This window comes from Actinokineospora sp. UTMC 2448, assembly GCF_024760565.1.
In the GTDB taxonomy this organism is placed as follows: Bacteria; Actinomycetota; Actinomycetes; order Mycobacteriales; family Pseudonocardiaceae; genus Actinokineospora; species Actinokineospora fastidiosa.
In genome coordinates, this window is sequence record NZ_CP031087.1 from 1653694 (window position 1) to 1670726 (window position 17033).

Here is a 17033-nt window from a genome sequence, read left to right on the forward strand (position 1 = left end):
TGGGCTGATGCGTCGGACCCTGCTGGTGACCAACGACTTCCCGCCCCGACCGGGCGGCATCCAGGCCTATCTGCACTCGTTCGCGACCCGCCTGTCCGATCTGGTGGTGTACGCCCCGGCATGGGAGGGCGCTGCCGAGTTCGACGCCCGCCAGCCGTTCCCGGTCGTGCGCCACCCCGGCTCGCTGATGCTGCCCACCCCGTCGGTCGCGCGGCGGGCCCGCGAGATCGTCCGGGCCGAGGGCTGCGGGACCGTCTGGTACGGCGCGGCGGCCCCGCTGGCCCTGCTGGGGCCGCTGGGCGCGGAGCGGACGGTGGCCAGCACGCACGGGCACGAGGTTGGCTGGTCGATGCTGCCCGTCGCCCGGCAGGCGCTGCGCCGGATCGGCTCGACGACCGACGTGATCACCTACGTCAGCCAGTACACCCGAAGCCGCTTCGCCGCCGCGTTCGGCCCGCGCGCGGCGCTGGAACTGCTGCCCTCGGGCGTCGACACGGACCTCTACAAGCCCGACGACGCCGCGCGCGCGGAGATCAGGGCCCGGCACGGCCTCGGCGACCGGCCGGTGGTGGTGTGCGTGTCCCGGCTGATGCCGCGCAAGGGCCAGGACGTGCTGATCCGCGCGCTCCCGCGCATCCGGGAGCGGGTCCGCGACGCGGCCCTGCTGCTGGTCGGCGGCGGCCCGTACCGCTCGTCGCTGGGGTCGCTGGCGGCCCAGGAGGGCGTGTCCGACCACGTCGTGTTCACCGGCTCGGTCCCGTGGTCGGAGCTGCCCGCGCACTACGCGGCGGGCGACGTGTTCGCCATGCCCTGCCGCACGCACGGCCGGGGCCTGGACGTCGAGGGACTGGGCATCGTCTTCCTCGAGGCCGCCGCGACGGGCCTCCCGGTCGTCGCAGGCGACTCCGGCGGCGCCCCGGAGACCGTCGACGACGGCCACACCGGGCACGTGATCGACGGCCGGTCCGTCGCCGACGTGGCCGACCGGGTGGGCGCGCTGCTCGCCGACCCCGTCCGCGCGCGGTCCATGGGCGCGGCGGGCCGCGAGTGGATGCGCAGGGCGTGGTCGTGGCGCGACCGCACCGCCCGTCTGGAGCGACTGCTGTCGGGGGAGACGGTCTACCGGCGCTCGTAGATGGCGGCGATGGTGTCGCCGTAGGTCTTGAGGATGGTGTCGCGGCGGAGCTTGAGGCTGGGGGTGACCTCGCCCGCCTCCTCGGTGAAGTCGCGGGGCAGGACCACGAAAGCCCGGATGGACTCCGCCTGCGAGACCGCCTTGTTGGCCTCGTCGACCGCGGTCTGGATCTCCGCGCGCAGCTCGGCGTCCTCGGCCAGCGCGTCGGGGGACTTGCCGCGCTCGGCCGCCCACGCGGTGGTGAAGTCGGGGTCCAGGGTGACCAGGGCGGCGATGAACGGCCTGCGGTCGCCCACCACCAGGCACTGGCTGACCAGCGGGTGCCTGCGGACCCGGTCCTCCAGCACCGCGGGGGCGACGTTCTTGCCGCCCGCGGTCACGATGAGCTCCTTCTTGCGGCCGGTGATGCGCAGGTAGCCGTCGGCGTCGAGGTCGCCGAGGTCGCCGGTGGCGAACCACTCGCCGGTGCGGTCACCGCGCCAGTAGCCCGCGGAGACCATCGGGCCGCGCAGCAGGATCTCGCCGTCCTCCGCGATCGCCACCCGCGCGCCCGCCACCGGGCGGCCGACCGTGCCCACGCGGAACGCGGCCTGGGTGTTGACGCACACCGCCGCTGCCGTCTCGGTGAGGCCGTAGCCCTCGTACACCGGCACGCCGACGCCGCGGAAGAAGTGGGCGAGGTGCTCGCCCAGCGGCGCGCTGCCGGAGATCGCCGCGACGCAGCGGCCGCCGAGGACCGCGCGCAGCCGGGAGTACACCAGCCTGCCCGCGAGCGCGTGCCTGATCCGCAGGCCCAGCGGGACCGGGCCCCTGTCGACGGCCTGGCTGTACTCCACGGCCAGCGCCTCGGCGATGTCGAAGACCTGCTCGCGGCCGGCGGCGCGCGCGCTCTGCCGGGCGCTGTTGTAGACCTTCTCGAAGACCCTCGGCACCGCGACCACGAACGTCGGCCGGAACGTCGACAGGTCCGCGACGAGCGTCTTCACGTCCGGCAGGTGGCCGAGCGTGGTGCGCGCGTACACGCAGCACAGCGCGATCGCGCGGGCGAAGACGTGCGCCAGCGGCAGGAACACCAGCATCGAGTTGCCCGGCCGCAGCAGGTGCGGGAACGCGGCGATGTCGGCGCGGATCTCGGCCAGCAGGTTGGCGTGGGTCAGCTCGACGCCCTTGGGCCGCCCGGTCGTGCCGGAGGTGTAGACCAGGGTGGCCAGGTCGGCCGAGCCGACGGCCCGGCGGCGGCGGTGCGCGTCCTCGTCGGGGAGGTCCGCGCCGAGCGCGGTCAGCTCCTCGATCGCGCAGTCGTGCCCCGGCTCGATCTGCCAGATCCGCACGACCTCGCCCAGCCGGTCGACGACGCTCTCGACGGTCCGCCGGTGCGTGTCGTCCTCCACGACGACCGCGCGCGCCCCGGAGTCGGCGAGGATCCAGGCCACCTGTTCGGCCGACGACGTCTCGTACACCGGCACGGTCACCCCGCCCGCGGCCCACACCGCGAAGTCGACCAGCGTCCACTCGTAGCGGGTGCGCGACATCAGGGCGACCCGGTCGCCGGGCCGCACGCCCGCCGCGATCAGGCCCTTGGCGACGGCCAGCACCTCGGCGGCGAACTCGCGGGTGGTGACGTCGATCCAGGTGCCGTCGACCCGCCTGCGGAAGGCGACGGCGTCGGCGAAGCGCTCGGCGTTGGCCCACACCATGTCGGTCAGGCTCTCGTCGGGCGCGACGGTGCTGATCGCGGGCACGCCGTATTCGCGCACGGGACCCCTCCGTGGATTCGGTGAGTTACCCAAGCAAGGTAGTCCGGGGTGTGCGGCCGGTGCGCGGCGGTCTGGCATCCTGCACCCCGTGCCGCAAGTGGATGTGGTTGACGAGACGTTCGTGGTGGCCCCGCCGGGCGCGGTGGCCGCCGTCTTCGCCGACCCCGCCGCCTGGCGGGGGTTCTGGCCCGACCTGCGGCCGAAGGTCTACGCCGACCGCGGCGACGAGGGCATGCGCTGGACCGTGACCGGGGCGCTGACCGGCACGATGGAGGTCTGGCTCGAGCCGGTGCTCGACGGCACACTCCTGCACTACTTCCTCCGCGCCGACCTGCCCGGCTCGCCGTCGCCGCGCAGGCTGCACCGGGAGAAGACCCGCCGCCAGCTCGCCGCCAAGGCCCTGGCGTTCCGGCTCAAGACGATCTTGGAGGACGGCCGGGCGCCCGGCTGCGCACCGTAAACTCGATCTGTGCGGGTTCATGTCGTCTCCGACGTGCACGGCAACGTCGAGGCACTCAAACGGGCGGGCGACGGCGCGGACGCGCTGGTCGTGCTGGGTGACCTGATCGATTTCGTCGACTACCACGACCACGGGGCGGGGATCTTCGGGCGCGTGTTCGGCCCGGACGCGGTGGGCGTGTTCGCCCGGCTGCGCCGCGACGGCAAGCCCGGCGAGGCGGGCGCCTACGCGCGGACGCTGTGGTCCGGGCTGTCCGACGCGCGCGTGACGGTCGAGGAGGCCGTGCGCGAGCAGTACGCGGCCCTGTTCGCCGCGCTGCCCGCGCCCACCTACGCCACGCCGGGCAACGTCGACCTGCCCGCGCTGTGGCCGGAGTTCGCAGGCGACGGCGTCCAGGTGCTCGACGGCGCGGTCGCCGAGATCGGCGGGCTGCGGTTCGGCTTCGTCGGCGGCGCGGTGCTGCCTCCCGGGATGCGGCCGCCCCCGCGCACCGCCGTGTTCCGCGCCTACCTGCGCGAGCCCGAGGAGTACGACGCCGCGGTGGCCGCGCTGCCGCCGGTCGACGTGCTGTGCAGCCACGCGCCGCCGGACCTGCCGGAGCTGACCTACGACGTCGTCGCCCGGCGCGTCGAGCACGGCTCGGCGGGCCTGGTCGCGCGGATCCTGGCCGACCGGCCGAGGTGGGCGCTGTTCGGGCACGTCCACCAGCCGCTGTGCCGCAGGCTGCGGTTCGCGGCGACCGAGTGCGCCAACGTCGGGCACTTCAAGCGCGCCGAGACCCCGTACGTGCTGCGCTGGTGACCGGGTAGCCTCTGGCCTCATGGCCGACGAGTCCACCCAGTCCATCGTCGTCGACGCGCCCGCGGCGCGGATCATGGCGGTGATCGCGGACTTCCCGGCGTATCCGGAGTGGGCGAACGCGGTGAAGTCGACCGAGGTGCTGTCGACCGACGCCGACGGCCGGGCCGAGCAGGTCACGTTCACCCTGGACGCGGGCGTGTTCAAGGACGTCTACACGCTGGCATACACCTGGGCCGACGACGGGCTCTCGGTGGACTGGGAGCTGGTCAAGGGCCAGATGCAGCGGTCCCAGCACGGCCGCTACCGGCTCGTCGAGCGGGACGGGCGCACCGAGGTCACCTACACCCTGTCGGTGCAGCTGGCCGTGCCGATGATCGGGCTGTTCCGGCGCAAGGCCGAGAAGATGATCATGGATATCGCGCTCAAGGAGCTCAAGCGCCGGGCCGAACAGGACTGATGCGCCTCCTGCTGTTCACCGGGAAGGGCGGGGTGGGCAAGACCACCCTGGCCGCGGCGACGGCCGTCCGGGTCGCCGACTCCGGCGACAAGGTCCTCGTGGTCTCCACCGACCCCGCGCACTCCCTCGCCGACGCCTTCGGGGCCAGGCTCGGGGGCGAGCCGTCCGAAGTGGACAAGCAGCTGTGGGCTGCGCACGTCGACGCGCGGGCGCTGGCCGACCGGCAGTGGTCCGGCCTGCGGTCCCAGGCGCGGTTGCTGTTCGCCCGGCTCGGGCTCGACGCGGTCGACGCGGAGGAGCTGGCGGTCCTGCCGGGCGTGGACGACCTGCTGGCGTTGTCCGAGGTCGTCCGGCTGGCGTCGGCGGGCCCGTGGAAGGCGGTCGTGGTCGACTGCGGGCCGACGGCGGAGACCCTGCGCCTGCTCGCCCTGCCGGAGGCCGCGTCCGGCTTCCTCGCCCGGTTCGGGGAGCTGCGCAAGCTGGCGGCCGAACTGGCCCGCCTGCGCTCCATCCTCGCCGACCCGACCGCGACCGGCGTCCGCCTGGTCCTGACCCCGGAACGCCTGGTGGTCGCCGAGACCCGCCGCACCATGACGGCCCTGGCGCTGCGCGGCATCCGCGTGGACGCCCTGATCGTCAACCGCCTGGTGCCCCGGGCGCGTCACTGGCCCGGCCCGGCGGCGGCCTGGCTGCGCACCCGCCGGTCCGAACAGGACGCGGTGCTGTCCTCTTTGGACTCAGCACTGCCGGTCAGCGTGGTCGAACACCGCGCGGCGGAGCCCGTCGGCGTCCCCGCCCTGCGCTCCCTGGCCGACGAGCTCTACGGCCCGGCGGACCCCCTGGACACCGGCCCCGCCGCCGACCGCCTCCTGTCCATCACAACCGACGGCGATGACCACCTCCTGACCATCGCGTTCCCCATAACCGACGACGCCACCCTCACCCTCGCCCGAATCGACGACGACCTCTCCATCACGGTCGACGGCGTGCGCAAACTCATCGCCCTCCCCCTGATCCTCCGCCACCACACCGTCACCGACGCCACAGCAAGCGCCACGGGCCTGGTCCTACGCTTCACCCCACCGACCGCCTAACGGGCGCCGACGGTGCTTGTGCAGAAAGCCGAGGGCTGGGGGAGCCTGCGCTGCTACTCACCTCCGACGGATCACGCCTGTCCCTGACCCAGTCGACCGTGGTCGATGGTCCCTGGCACGCCCTTGACCGCCGCCGACAGCCAGCGGTCCATCCTGCGCTGATCAAAGCCGCACCGCTCTAACCGGCAGTGCCCATGGCACCACCCAAGCGGCACCCACGGCACCACCCGCCGCCGACAGCCAGCGGTACATCCTGCGCTGATGAAAGCCGCACCGCCCTAACCGGCAGTGCCCATGGCCCCCGCTCAAGCGGCATCCACGGCACCACCCGCCGCCACTACCCGCCGCCCACCCTGCGCCCCAGGGCGCTACGCGCGCCATCCACCCCCGCCGCGCCACCATGCGCCGCCAAGGCGCTACCTGCCCCGCGCCATCTGCCGCCGCGCCACCATCCACTTCGGTTATGGACCGCCCCGGCGGTGGCGCAATGGTCGGGTCGGTCCAGGTGTTGGCCTCTGGCTGCGGTGGGCGGCCTCCCTGCGAACGGACGCGGGTGCGCGAGGGCGGGGTGCGTGGGGCAGGATGGGCGGGTTCCGGTGAGGTCGGGGAGGAGTGCGCGTGTCGTCTGACCCCGGCAGTAGGTTGGCCGAGGAGTTGTCGCTGTTGTTCGCCGCCGTCGCCGAGCAGGCGGGGCCGTGGCTGGATCGGGTGGCCGCGAGCGAGCATGAACCGGCGGCGTGTGACTGGTGTCCGCTGTGCGGGGTGATCGCCCTGATGCGGGGTGAGCCGTCGGTGTTGGCGGCGCAGAGTCTGGAGCGGATGGCCGATCTCGTCGCCCTGTTCCGCGCCGTGCTGGCCGATCGGTGGGCGCCGGAGGAGGGGCCGCACATGCCGGGGTTCACGCCGCCGCCCAAGCCGCCGCCGGAGTCGGGGCGGGTTCAGCGCATTCCCGTGCGGCGCACGTGAGGACGGTCGGGGTCGACGTCGGCGGCACCAGCGTGCGCGCGGGCGTGGTCGACTCCACCGGGCAGATCATCGACACCGCACGAGGGCAGACGCCGCCGGGGGAGCGCGCGCTCGAGGACGTCATCTGCGCGGTGGTCGGCACGCTTGTGGAACGCCACGACGTCAGCGCGGTCGGCCTCGCCGTCGCCGGGTTCGTCGGCGCGGACCGGGCGACGGTGCTGTTCGCCCCGCACCTGCCCTGGCGCGCCGCGCCCGTCGCCGACCGGGTGGCCGCCCGGCTGGGCCTGCCGGTGGTGCTGGAGCACGACGCCAACGCCGCCGCCGTCGGCGAACACCGCTACGGCGCCCTGCGCGGCGCCCGGGTCGGCCTGCTGGTCGCGCTGGGCACCGGCATCGGCGGCGCCCTCCTCCTCGACGGCGCCGTCTTCCGCGGCGCGCACGGCGTCGCCCCCGAACTGGGCCACCTGCGCTTGGTCCCGGACGGCAGACCGTGCGGGTGCGGCAAGTCCGGGTGCTGGGAGCGCTACTGCAGCGGCACGGCACTGGCCGCCACCGCCCTCGACCTCCTCGCCGCCGACCCCTCCGCCGCCCCGCTCCTGGCCCGCGAGGTCGCCGCCGACCCCGGCGCCCTCACCGGCCGCAAGGTGGCGGCCGCCGCCCGCGAAGGCGACCCGGTCGCCCAGCGCGCCGTCGCCGATCTCGCGCACTGGCTGGGCGAGGGCCTGGCCCTGGCCGCCGACGTGTACGACCCGGAGGTCATCGTCATCGGCGGCGGCGTCTCCGAATCCGCCGAACTCTTCCTCGACGACGCCCGCGCCCACTACACCCGCGCCCTCACCGGCGCGGGCCACCGCCCCCTGGCCCGCATCCGCCCCGCCCAACTAGGCGACGACGCGGGCCTGGTCGGCGCAGCCGCCCTGGCAACGGAATCCCACCGTTCCGCCTGACCCGGATGATCTCATCATCTCAGACTCGGATGATGAGATCATCCGAGCTACCGAGATGATCTGAACATCTCGATCAGATGGCGCGACCATCCGAATGCTGAGGGCGCGCGCAGGGATGATGTGCCCATGTGAAACCGAGATGACGACATCATCGGAAATGCAGATGACGTGACCATTTTAAAATTTGGGATGGTCAGATCATCTGCGTTCAAAATGGTCTGATCATCTGAGTGGTCAAGCTATTTGAGATGCTCAGAACATCTGGACGGGGCGGCTTTTCGGATGGTCAGAACATCTGAGGGGACGGCCGCCGGGGATTTCAGATGATCGCATCATCTGGGCGGGCGGACGCGGGGTCAGACCTCGGCGCCGTTGTCGCCGGGGTCCAGGCGGGAGGTGGGGCGGGCGCGGAGGAGGAGCAGGCCGATTCCAGCGCCCAAGCAGACCAGGCCGACGGGGGTGGCGAAGCGGCCGTCCATGGCGGTGATCACGGGCAGGAGCAGCAAGACCACGCCCACCACCAGCATCCCGATCGCCACCAGGGTCGGCCAGCGCAGGCGGGGCAGCGGCGGGGGCTCGGGCGGCTCGTAGTGCTCGTCAACGTTGTCGTCGAAGGCGTCGTACTCGTCCTGGTATCCGCGCCACGACTCGCCGGGGCTCACCGGCACGGCGGGTGCGGGCTCCGGCTCCGGCTCGGGCGCGGGCGGGTCGTCGGGGAGGGCGCGGCCGACGCCCTCGCGTTCCAGGTCGGCGACGATCTGGGCGAACGCCGCGTCGATGTCCTCGGGGCTGTCGCCCCGGCCGTCCCCCAGTCGTCCGCTCACGGCCCCTCCTCGCAGGCTCCGGGCCGCCGCTCGTGGCGCGTCGGCAGGCTCACACCCGGTCACCCGCCCCCAGGCGCCGCGCGAAGGCGATGCTGCGGTCGAAGATCAGGTCGGCGTCGTGGTCGAGCGTGGCGACGTGGCGGCTGTTCTCCAGCACGACCTCGGTGACGTCGGTACTGCTCACCTCGGCCAACACCACCTTCGAGTTCTCCGGCTCCACCACGTTGTCCACCGCCGAGTGCAGCAGCAGCAAGGGCTGCGTCACCGCGGGCAGGTCGGCGCGGACCGTAGCCCACAGCTTGGTCAGGCTGGCCAGCGCGCGCAATGGGGTGCGGGGGTATGCGTGCTCGGTCACGCCCGGCTTGGCGATGTCGTCGCTGATCGGCCGCACCGACGGCACCAGCCGCGCGAGCGCGGACACCAGCCGGATGTCGCGGCGCAGCGACAGCACCGACGGGTTCACCAGCACCAATCCCGCCACGTCGGACCCGTGCGTCTGCGCCAGCCGCAGGCACAGCGTCCCGCCCATCGACAGGCCGAAGGCGAACACCGTCGCGCACCGCTCGCGCAGCTCGAGGAACGACGACTCGACCTCGCCGTACCACTGCGGCCAGGTGGTGCGGTTCATGTCCTGCCAGCGGGTGCCGTGCCCGGGCAGCAGCGGCAGCCGCACGCTGAAGCCCTCGGCCACCAGCCGGTCGGCCCACGGCCGCAGGCTGAACGGCGAGCCGGTGAACCCGTGGCTGAGCAGCACGCCGATCTCGGTGGACCCGTCGTGCGCGAACCGCTCCGCGCCTGCGATGCCTGGCACCCGTCCTCACCTTCGACACGTCGTCGGACATGTCATGGTCGCACGAACAATGCTGGGGTTGACCGGACCATCTCCGCGATGCGGACCCGCGTTACCCGACGCAGTACCCTTGATCGCTGCTGAGGACGGAGGCCCGCGTGTACTGGCTGATGAAGCACATCCTGCTCGGCCCGCTGCTGCGGCTGTTCTTCCGCCCGAAGATCGAGGGCGCGGAGAACATCCCCGCCGCGGGGGGTGCGCTGCTGGCCAGCAATCACCTCGCCGTCTCCGACTCGTTCTTCCTCCCGCTCATGGTCGACCGCAGGGTGACCTTCCCCGCCAAGATCGAGTACTTCACCGAGCCGGGGATCAAGGGCCGGTTCAAGAAGTGGTTCTTCACCGGCGTCGGCCAGATCCCCATCGACCGCTCCGGGGCGAGCGCCGCCCAGGCCGCCCTCGACACCGCGGTCCGGTTGCTGCGCGAGGGCAAGCTGATGGGCATCTACCCGGAGGGCACCCGCTCCCCGGACGGCCGCCTCTACCGGGGCAAGACCGGCGTGGCCCGCATCGCCCTGCAGGCGGGCGTCCCGGTGATCCCGGTCGCGATGTTCGGCACCGACAAGGCGAACCCCATCGGCTCGAAGATGTGGCGGCCGTACCCGATCCGGATCAAGGTGGGCAAGCCGCTGGACTTCTCCCGCTACGAGGGCCTCGACGGCGACCGCTTCATCGAGCGCTCCATCACCGACGAGATCATGTACGCGCTGATGGAGCTGTCCGGCCAGGAGTACGTCGACATGTACGCCGCGAAGGCGAAGGAGGCCGTCCCGGACCGCCTCCCCGACGCGAAAGCGAGCTGACCTAGAGTCTCGACGTGCGGTTTTTCTACGACACCGAATTCATCGAGGACGGAACGACCATCGACCTGGTGTCGATCGGTGTCGTCGACGAGCAGGGCAGGGAGTTCTACGCGGTCTCCACGGAGTTCAACCCGGACAAGGCCGGGCCGTGGGTGCGCGACAACGTGCTCGACAAGCTCCCGCCCCCCAGCGACAAGGCGTGGCGGGACCGGGCGGCGATCCGCCGTGACCTGATGGCGTTCCTGACCGCGGGCAAGGGGCGGGTCGAGCTGTGGGCGTGGTTCGGCGCCTACGACCACGTCGCCCTCGGCCAGCTGTGGGGCGCGATGCCCGCCATGCCGAGGGAACTGCCGCGCTTCACCAGGGAGCTGCGCCAGCGCTGGGAGGACGCGGGCAAGCCCACGCTGCCCGCCCCGCCTGCCGACGCCCACGACGCGCTGGCCGACGCCCGGCACAACCTCGTGCGGTGGCGGGTCATCGACGAGCACTGGCGGCGGCGCACCGCCCGATGAGGTCCACCCCGTGGACCCCCTGGTTGCTATACCGATTCAGTCGATGGCAGGCTAGCCGGTGACGGCTGTCACTGAATCGAATTGCAATCGGAGGGATTCCCCATGCGGGTCGGCGTGCTCACCGGTGGCGGTGACTGTCCCGGTCTCAACGCGGTCATCCGGGCTGTGGTGCGCAAGGGCATCGAGGTCCACGGCTGGGAGGTCGTCGGGTTCCGCAACGGCTGGCGGGGACCGGTGGAGGGGATCAGCAAGCCCATCGGCCTCGACGACGTCGAGGACATCCTCACCAGGGGCGGCACGATCCTCGGCTCGTCGCGCACCAACCCCTACAAGGTCGACGGCGGCGTCGACAAGATCAAGGCCGTGCTCGCCGACCAGGGCGTGGACGCGCTGATCGCCATCGGCGGCGAGGACACCCTCGGCGTGGCCAAGAAGCTGACCGACGACGGTGTGGGCGTCGTCGGCGTGCCGAAGACCATCGACAACGACCTCGGCGCCACCGACTACACCTTCGGCTTCGACACCGCGGTGCACATCGCCACCGAGTCGATCGACCGGCTGCGCACGACCGCCGAGTCGCACCACCGCGCGCTCGTGGTGGAGGTCATGGGCCGCCACGCTGGCTGGATCGCGCTGCACTCGGGCCTGGCGGGCGGCGCGAACGTGATCCTGGTGCCCGAGCGGCCGTTCAGCGTCGACAAGGTCGTCGAGTGGGTCGAGCGGCGCTTCGAGCGCGAGTACGCCCCGATCATCGTCGTGGCCGAGGGCGCGCTGCCCGAGGGCGGCGACGAGGTGCTGCTGACCGGCGAGAAGGACGCCTTCGGCCACGTCCGGCTCGGCGGCATCGGCACCTGGCTGGCCGAGGAGATCGCCGAGCGCACCGGCAAGGAGTCGCGCGCGGTCGTGCTGGGCCACACCCAGCGCGGCGGCACGCCGACCGCGTACGACCGGGTGCTGGCCACCCGCTTCGGCCTGCACGCGGTGGACGCGGTCGCCGACGGCGACTTCGGCGTCATGGTCGCCCTGCGCGGCACCGACATCGTCCGGGTCAAGCTCGCCGAGGCGACCGCGGAGCTGAAGACTGTGCCGCTGGAGCGCTACGCCGAGGCCGAGGTCTTCTTCGGCTGATCGAACGTGCTCGCGCGCCCGCCTCCGTGATCACCTGGGGGCGGGCGCACTAGTGTCTGCGCCCATGGAACTGCTCTGGGCGGGGGCGGACGCGCAGGCGCGGGCGCTGCGGGCGGGATCGGTGCGGGCGCCGGAGCTGCTCGACGCGGTGCTGGCGCGGCTGCGCGAGGTCGATCCGGTGATCAACGCCTTCCGCGCGGTCGACGAGTCGGCGCGGGCGGCGGCGGAGGCAGCCCAGGCGCGGCTGGACGCGGGGGAGTCCACGCCGCTGCTGGGCGTGCCGATCGCGGTCAAGGACGACATCGACGTCGCGGGTGACGTGACCGCCGCAGGCGGGCGGCCGCAGTTCCCCCCGGCGACGGCCGACAGCGCCGCGGTGGCCCGGTTGCGCGCAGCGGGCGCGGTGATCGTCGGCCGGACCCTGACGCCGGACCGCTGCCTGTGGCCGTTCACCGAGAGCCTGACCTACGGCTCGACGCGCAACCCGTGGCACCTCGACCACACGCCGGGCGGCTCGTCCGGCGGGAGCGCGGCGGCCGTCGCCGCCGGGATCGTCGGCGTGGCGACCGGGTCCGACGGCGGCGGCTCGGTCCGGATGCCGTCCTGCGCCTCCGGGGTGTTCGGCCTCAAGACGAGCCGCGGGCTGATCCCGCTGGCCCCGCTCGGCGAGATCTGGCACGGGCTGGCAGGCCTCGGCGCGCTCGGCCGGGGCGTGGCGGACGCGGCCGCGATGATCGAGGTGCTGGCCGGGGAGCCCGGCTACCGGGCCGCGGTGGACAAGCCGCCAGCGCCGCTGCGGATCGCGCTGGCCTGGAACACGCCGGTCGGCCGTCCGCCGATGTCGGCGGAGTACCGCAGGGCGGTGGCCGACACCGCCGACCGGCTGCGCGACCTCGGCCACCGGGTGACCGAGGCGGACGTGCCGCTGGGCGCCCGGCCCGGCCCGCAGTTCATGGTCCGCTACCTGCGCGGTGTCGCCGACGACGTGGCCGGGCTGCCGCACCCGGAGTGGCTGGAGCCGCGCACGCGCATGCTGGCCCGCGCGGGCGCCCGCCTGCCCGACCGCGCCCTGGCCTGGGCGCGCACCGCGGAGGCGGGCCTGCAGGCGCGGATGGCGGGCTTCTTCACCGAGCACGACCTGATCCTGCAGCCGGGCTGGGTGCGCAGGCCGCCGCGCGTCGGGCGCTACCACGGCAGCGGGGCATCGATGACCCTCGCCGCCGTCGGCGCGCTCATCCCGTACTTCCCGACCTGGAACGTCCTGGGCTACCCGGTGGCCGCGCTGCCGGTGGGGCTGGACGACGGGGGCGTGCCGATCGGCGTGCAGGTGATCGGGCCGATGGGCAGCGAGCACCTGCTGCTGTCGCTGTCGGGCCAGTACGAGCGCGCCCACCCGTGGACCGACCGGCGGCCCGCGCTGTGAACCTGGCCGAGGTGGAGTGGCGGATGACCCGCCGGTACGGCGCCGGGATCGCCGACTGGCTCGCCCGTCTGCCCGCGCTGCTCGACCGCGTGGCCGCCGACTGGGGACTCGTGCTGGGCGAGCCGTTCGGCGGCGGCAACTCCGGGGCGACGGTGCGCGCGTGGCGCGACGGCGTGCCGGTGGTGCTCAAGGTGTTCCCGGAGCAGGCGACCGCCGCGCGGGGGCAGGCCGGGGTATTGCGCGCGTTCGGGCCGAGCGGACGCGTGCCGAGGCTGCTGGCCGCCGAGGACGGCGCGCTGCTCATGGCGCACGTCGACGGCGTCCCCGGCTGGCCGGAGCCCGCCGAGTTCGCCGCCCTGCTGGCCGACCTGCACGCGGTCGCGCCGATCGACCGCCCGGACCTGGTGGCCGGGACGACCGGGTTCCTGGGCCGGGCCCGCCCGGAAGGCCCGGTCACCGCCGACGACCTGGCCGCTGCCCGGACCGCGTGCGCGGCGATGGCCGCGACCGTCGACCGCGCCGTGCTCCTGCACGGCGACCTGCACCGGGACAACCTGCTGATCGGCGCGCGCCCGGTCGTCATCGACCCCTTCGGCACCCTCGGCGAGCCGGAGTTCGACGCCGTCGACTACGTCCTCGACGGCCCCGCGATCGAGGACCGCCGGGACGCGCTGCTGGCGGTGTCGGACCTGCGCCCGGACCGGCTGGACGGCTGGTGCCGGGCGGTGGCCGCCGTGGTGGCGATCGGCGCCTTCCGCAAGGGCATGCCGACCGACGAGCTGATGGACTACGCCCGCAGCGCGCCCAGGTCCAGGTAGGCGGCGAAGGTGCCGAGCCAGTGCTCGGCGGCGTAGCCGTAGCCGAAGACGTAGCGCAGGCCCGCCTCCCGGTGCGCCGCGGCGGCGTCGCGGGCGAGGTCGGCGTGCCGGTGGCCGTCGGGCAGCGCCTCGGCGATGCCGCGCCAGCACCACGCCCGGGACAGCGCCAGGCCGGACAGGTGCGAGCCGTACGGGTCGGCCGGGTCGTCCACCTCGACCGGGACGCGCAGGGCCGCCCAGCGGGGGCCGTCCAGGTCGGGGATGAACGCGGCCAGCCACTCGGCGAACGCCTCCGGCGCGCGGACGCGGCGCAGCAGGTCGGCCTCGACGAGGGCGGGGGAGAGGAAGTCGGCGGCGCTGGGCTCGAAGCCGCCGTAGCCCTGGTCGGCGCCGTAGAACCGCTCGGCGGCGTCGACGCACGCCTCGGCCAGCTCGGTGTCCCCGGTGGACCGGGCGGCGTCCAGGGCGAGGCCGATGGCGAACGCGCTGTTGGTGTGCGTGCCGACGCGGATGGGCAGGCGGGCGCCCTTGAGCCAGTCGAGCCAGCGGGACCGGAGCACGTCGGTCAGCGGGGCCAGCGCGGTGGACCACCGCTCGCCTTCCGGCCAGGCCCGCAGCTCGGCGTCCAGCGTCAGCAGCCACGCCCAGCCGTACGGCCGCTCCCAGAACGCGCCCTCCGGGCTGGCGAAGAAGTCGGCCTCGGTCCGCGCGCCGTCGGGGGTGACCAGCTCGTCGAGCGCGGCGCGGGCGGCGTCCGCGCCGGTCAGCCCGGGTAAGACGCGCAGCAGCCGGACGATCAGCCAGGTCTGGTGGACGCAGGAGTGCCAGTCGTAGGAGCCTGCGAACACCGGGTGCAACTCCCGTTGCGTCTTCAGGTCGTCCGGCGAGTCGATCAGGTGCATCCAGTGGACGGGGTAGTCCCTGCGGATGTTGGCGACGGCGGTGGCGAGAAGGCGTTCGGCGGTGGCCGAATCCAGGTCCGGGGTCACCACGGCCATGTTGCCGGGCGACCGTGGACGCGGACCAGTGGTGTACCAACCTGCAAGCGGTTGCGTCCACTTAATGGGACAGGTGTCCCGGTGTGCGGGCGATTCCGGCGACCTCCTACTCTGGACACCGTGAACTGGACCGTGGACGTGCCGGTGGACACGCTTCCCGAGCTCCCACCGCTCCCGCCTGACCTGCGCGCCCGTCTCGACGAGGCCCTCGCCCGCCCGGCCGCCCAGCAGCCGGAGTGGCCCGACGCCGAGCAGGTGCGCCAGGTGCGCACCGTGCTGGAGAGCGTGCCGCCCATCACCGTGCCCGCCGAGATCGACCGGCTGCACCGTCGGCTGGCCGAGGTCGCGCAGGGCCGCGCGTTCCTGCTCCAGGGCGGGGACTGCGCCGAGACCTTCGCCGACAACACCGAGCCGCACTTGCGCGGCAACATCCGCACCCTGCTGCAGATGGCCGTCGTGCTCACCTACGGCGCCAGCCTGCCGGTCGTCAAGGTCGGCCGCATCGCGGGCCAGTACGCCAAGCCCCGCTCGGCGGCCACCGACGCGCTCGGCCTGCCGGTCTACCGCGGCGACATCGTCAACTCGCTGGTCGCCACGCCCGAGGCCCGGGTGCCGGACCCGTCGCGGATGATCCGCGCCTACGCCAACTCCAGCGCCGCGATGAACCTCGTCCGCGCGCTGACCGGCGCGGGCATGGCCGACCTGGCCCAGGTCCACGACTGGAACCGCGACTTCGTCCGCACCTCGCCCGCTGGCGAGCGGTACGAGGCGCTGGCCACCGAGATCGACCGCGGTCTGCGCTTCATGCGCGCCTGCGGCGTCGAGGACACCTCCCTGCACACCGCCGAGGTGTACTCCAGCCACGAGGCGCTGCTGCTGGACTACGAGCGCGCGATGCTGCGCCTGGACAGCGGCGGCGAGGAGCCCAAGCTCTACGACCTCTCCTCGCACTTCCTGTGGATCGGCGAGCGCACCCGCCAGCTCGACGGCGCGCACATCGCCTTCGCCGAGCTGCTGTCGAACCCGATCGGCCTCAAGATCGGCCCCACCACCTCCCCGGAGATGGCGGTGGAGTACGTCGAGCGCCTCGACCCGCGCAACCAGCCCGGCAGGCTGACCCTGATCAGCCGCATGGGCAACGCCAAGGTCCGCGACGTGCTGCCCGCGATCGTGGAGAAGGTCGAGGCGTCCGGCCACAAGGTCATCTGGCAGTGCGACCCGATGCACGGCAACACGCACGAGTCGTCGACCGGCTACAAGACCCGCCACTTCGACCGCATCGTCGACGAGGTGCAGGGCTTCTTCGAGGTCCACAGGCGACTGGGCACGCACCCGGGCGGCATCCACGTGGAACTGACCGGCGAGGACGTCACCGAGTGCCTCGGCGGCGCGCAGGAGATCTCCGACGCCGACCTGTCCGGCCGCTACGAGACCGCGTGCGACCCCCGGCTGAACACGCAGCAGTCGCTCGAACTTGCCTTCCTGGTCGCGGAGATGCTGCGCTCCTGATTGGTTTCTCGCGCAATAGTTAATAACGCAAGAAACCCCGCGCCCTCTCGGCGCGGGGTTTCTCGTGCTGATTCCCCGATAGTGTTTTCTGCCTTGCCTACTCAGGTGATGTCACACATCTCGCCCGGCTGGTCACCTTCCGTTGCCTCTAGCGTTCGCGCTAACCGACGAAGGGTGCGGCTTCGATGGCATTTGCGCCGATCACTGAGGCGAGCGCGGTAGCGCGGTTTCCCGAGTTGGCCCAGCTCGCGGCCCTGCGGACGGCGGGGTGGCGGTTCCGGCCGCTGGCCGACGACCGGGGCGGGCTGCTGTGCATCGCAGGCTGCCGCTGCCACAGACTGCACACCGACGCCCTCTACGTGTTCGACCGCTTCCATGTCGTCGGTGTCCGGCTGCTGGAGGGCGACGGCGGCGGCGTCGTGTGGCTCAGGGACGGCTCCGACCTGACCGAGATCGTCCGGGACCTCATCGCCCTGCCCGCCCCCGGCGAGCCGGGCGCGCCGAACCTGGTGATGAGGCCCAACGCCCTGTGGTTGCCGTAGAACCCGTCCACA

The 17033-nt window shown here is 73.1% G+C and carries 18 protein-coding genes; 14 read left to right on the top strand and 4 right to left on the bottom strand.

The genetic code is table 11. The features are described from left to right. Nucleotides 1–7 precede the first annotated feature (7 nt). Nucleotides 8–1135, top strand: coding sequence for a glycosyltransferase family 4 protein (locus tag Actkin_RS07945; protein ID WP_258906531.1), 1128 nt, complete (start codon nt 8–10; stop codon nt 1133–1135). On the opposite strand, the gene Actkin_RS07950 is transcribed toward Actkin_RS07945, so the two are convergent. Then, entirely contained in the window at nt 1120–2892 is a 1773-nt protein-coding gene (locus tag Actkin_RS07950) for an AMP-dependent synthetase/ligase (protein ID WP_258906532.1), read from the bottom strand. The genes Actkin_RS07945 and Actkin_RS07950 overlap by 16 nt on opposite strands. Nucleotides 2893–2971: 79 nt before the next feature. Here Actkin_RS07950 and Actkin_RS07955 point away from each other — a divergent pair, with 79 nt between their 5' ends. The 6 genes from Actkin_RS07955 to Actkin_RS07980 all read left to right on the top strand — a co-directional run bounded on the left by Actkin_RS07955 (nt 2972) and on the right by Actkin_RS07980 (nt 7617). Continuing rightward, the gene (locus Actkin_RS07955; protein WP_189212459.1) at nt 2972–3352 is read left to right on the top strand and encodes a polyketide cyclase / dehydrase and lipid transport; all 381 of its coding nucleotides are present in this window, start codon (nt 2972–2974) and stop codon (nt 3350–3352) included. Nucleotides 3353–3361: 9 nt separating this feature from the next. Next, complete coding sequence (locus tag Actkin_RS07960) at nt 3362–4153, top strand: metallophosphoesterase family protein (protein WP_258906533.1); 792 nt, start codon at nt 3362–3364, stop codon at nt 4151–4153. A gap of 19 nt (nt 4154–4172) precedes the next feature. Continuing rightward, the gene (locus Actkin_RS07965) at nt 4173–4610 is read left to right on the top strand and encodes an SRPBCC family protein (protein ID WP_258906534.1); all 438 of its coding nucleotides are present in this window, start codon (nt 4173–4175) and stop codon (nt 4608–4610) included. Beyond that, nucleotides 4610–5704 (top strand): ArsA family ATPase, encoded by a 1095-nt coding sequence (locus Actkin_RS07970; protein ID WP_258906535.1) that lies wholly within the window; start codon nt 4610–4612, stop codon nt 5702–5704. Before Actkin_RS07965 ends, Actkin_RS07970 begins: the two co-directional genes overlap by 1 nt. Before the next feature lie 618 nt (nt 5705–6322). Continuing rightward, nucleotides 6323–6670 carry a hypothetical protein gene (locus Actkin_RS07975; RefSeq protein WP_229787076.1) on the top strand — a complete coding sequence of 116 codons (348 nt, stop codon included), beginning with the start codon at nt 6323–6325 and terminating at the stop codon, nt 6668–6670. Further along, the gene (locus Actkin_RS07980; RefSeq protein ID WP_258906536.1) at nt 6667–7617 is read left to right on the top strand and encodes an ROK family protein; all 951 of its coding nucleotides are present in this window, start codon (nt 6667–6669) and stop codon (nt 7615–7617) included. The genes Actkin_RS07975 and Actkin_RS07980 overlap by 4 nt, the downstream gene beginning before the upstream one ends. A gap of 356 nt (nt 7618–7973) precedes the next feature. Here the strand turns inward: Actkin_RS07980 and Actkin_RS07985 are convergent, their stop codons facing one another. Both Actkin_RS07985 and Actkin_RS07990 read right to left on the bottom strand, forming a co-directional pair. Further along, complete coding sequence (locus Actkin_RS07985) at nt 7974–8441, bottom strand: DUF308 domain-containing protein (protein ID WP_229787075.1); 468 nt, start codon at nt 8439–8441, stop codon at nt 7974–7976. 49 nt (nt 8442–8490) lie between these two features. Continuing rightward, complete coding sequence (locus Actkin_RS07990) at nt 8491–9252, bottom strand: alpha/beta hydrolase (protein WP_258906537.1); 762 nt, start codon at nt 9250–9252, stop codon at nt 8491–8493. 149 nt (nt 9253–9401) lie between these two features. Between Actkin_RS07990 and Actkin_RS07995 the strand changes: the two genes are divergently transcribed. The 5 genes from Actkin_RS07995 to Actkin_RS08015 all read left to right on the top strand — a co-directional run bounded on the left by Actkin_RS07995 (nt 9402) and on the right by Actkin_RS08015 (nt 13972). Then, nucleotides 9402–10091, top strand: coding sequence for a lysophospholipid acyltransferase family protein (locus Actkin_RS07995; protein WP_189212457.1), 690 nt, complete (start codon nt 9402–9404; stop codon nt 10089–10091). Between the two features lie 14 nt (nt 10092–10105). Further along, complete coding sequence (locus tag Actkin_RS08000) at nt 10106–10603, top strand: polyadenylate-specific 3'-exoribonuclease AS (protein ID WP_258906538.1); 498 nt, start codon at nt 10106–10108, stop codon at nt 10601–10603. A gap of 102 nt (nt 10604–10705) precedes the next feature. Further along, a complete protein-coding gene (locus Actkin_RS08005; protein WP_258906539.1) occupies nt 10706–11731 on the top strand; it encodes a 6-phosphofructokinase in 1026 nt (341 codons plus the stop codon). A 64-nt stretch (nt 11732–11795) separates the two neighbouring features. After that, entirely contained in the window at nt 11796–13154 is a 1359-nt protein-coding gene (locus Actkin_RS08010) for an amidase family protein (RefSeq protein WP_258906540.1), read from the top strand. Then, nucleotides 13127–13972, top strand: a complete 846-nt coding sequence (locus Actkin_RS08015) for a phosphotransferase (protein ID WP_258906541.1) — start codon at nt 13127–13129, stop codon at nt 13970–13972. Before Actkin_RS08010 ends, Actkin_RS08015 begins: the two co-directional genes overlap by 28 nt. Here Actkin_RS08015 and Actkin_RS08020 read toward each other — a convergent pair. Beyond that, the gene (locus Actkin_RS08020) at nt 13942–14961 is read right to left on the bottom strand and encodes a DUF2891 domain-containing protein (RefSeq protein ID WP_258906542.1); all 1020 of its coding nucleotides are present in this window, start codon (nt 14959–14961) and stop codon (nt 13942–13944) included. The genes Actkin_RS08015 and Actkin_RS08020 overlap by 31 nt on opposite strands. A gap of 129 nt (nt 14962–15090) precedes the next feature. Between Actkin_RS08020 and Actkin_RS08025 the strand changes: the two genes are divergently transcribed. After that, the gene (locus Actkin_RS08025; RefSeq protein ID WP_189211929.1) at nt 15091–16479 is read left to right on the top strand and encodes a class II 3-deoxy-7-phosphoheptulonate synthase; all 1389 of its coding nucleotides are present in this window, start codon (nt 15091–15093) and stop codon (nt 16477–16479) included. A gap of 185 nt (nt 16480–16664) precedes the next feature. Next, the gene (locus Actkin_RS08030) at nt 16665–17021 is read left to right on the top strand and encodes a hypothetical protein (RefSeq protein WP_189211928.1); all 357 of its coding nucleotides are present in this window, start codon (nt 16665–16667) and stop codon (nt 17019–17021) included. Nucleotides 17022–17033 lie beyond the last annotated feature (12 nt).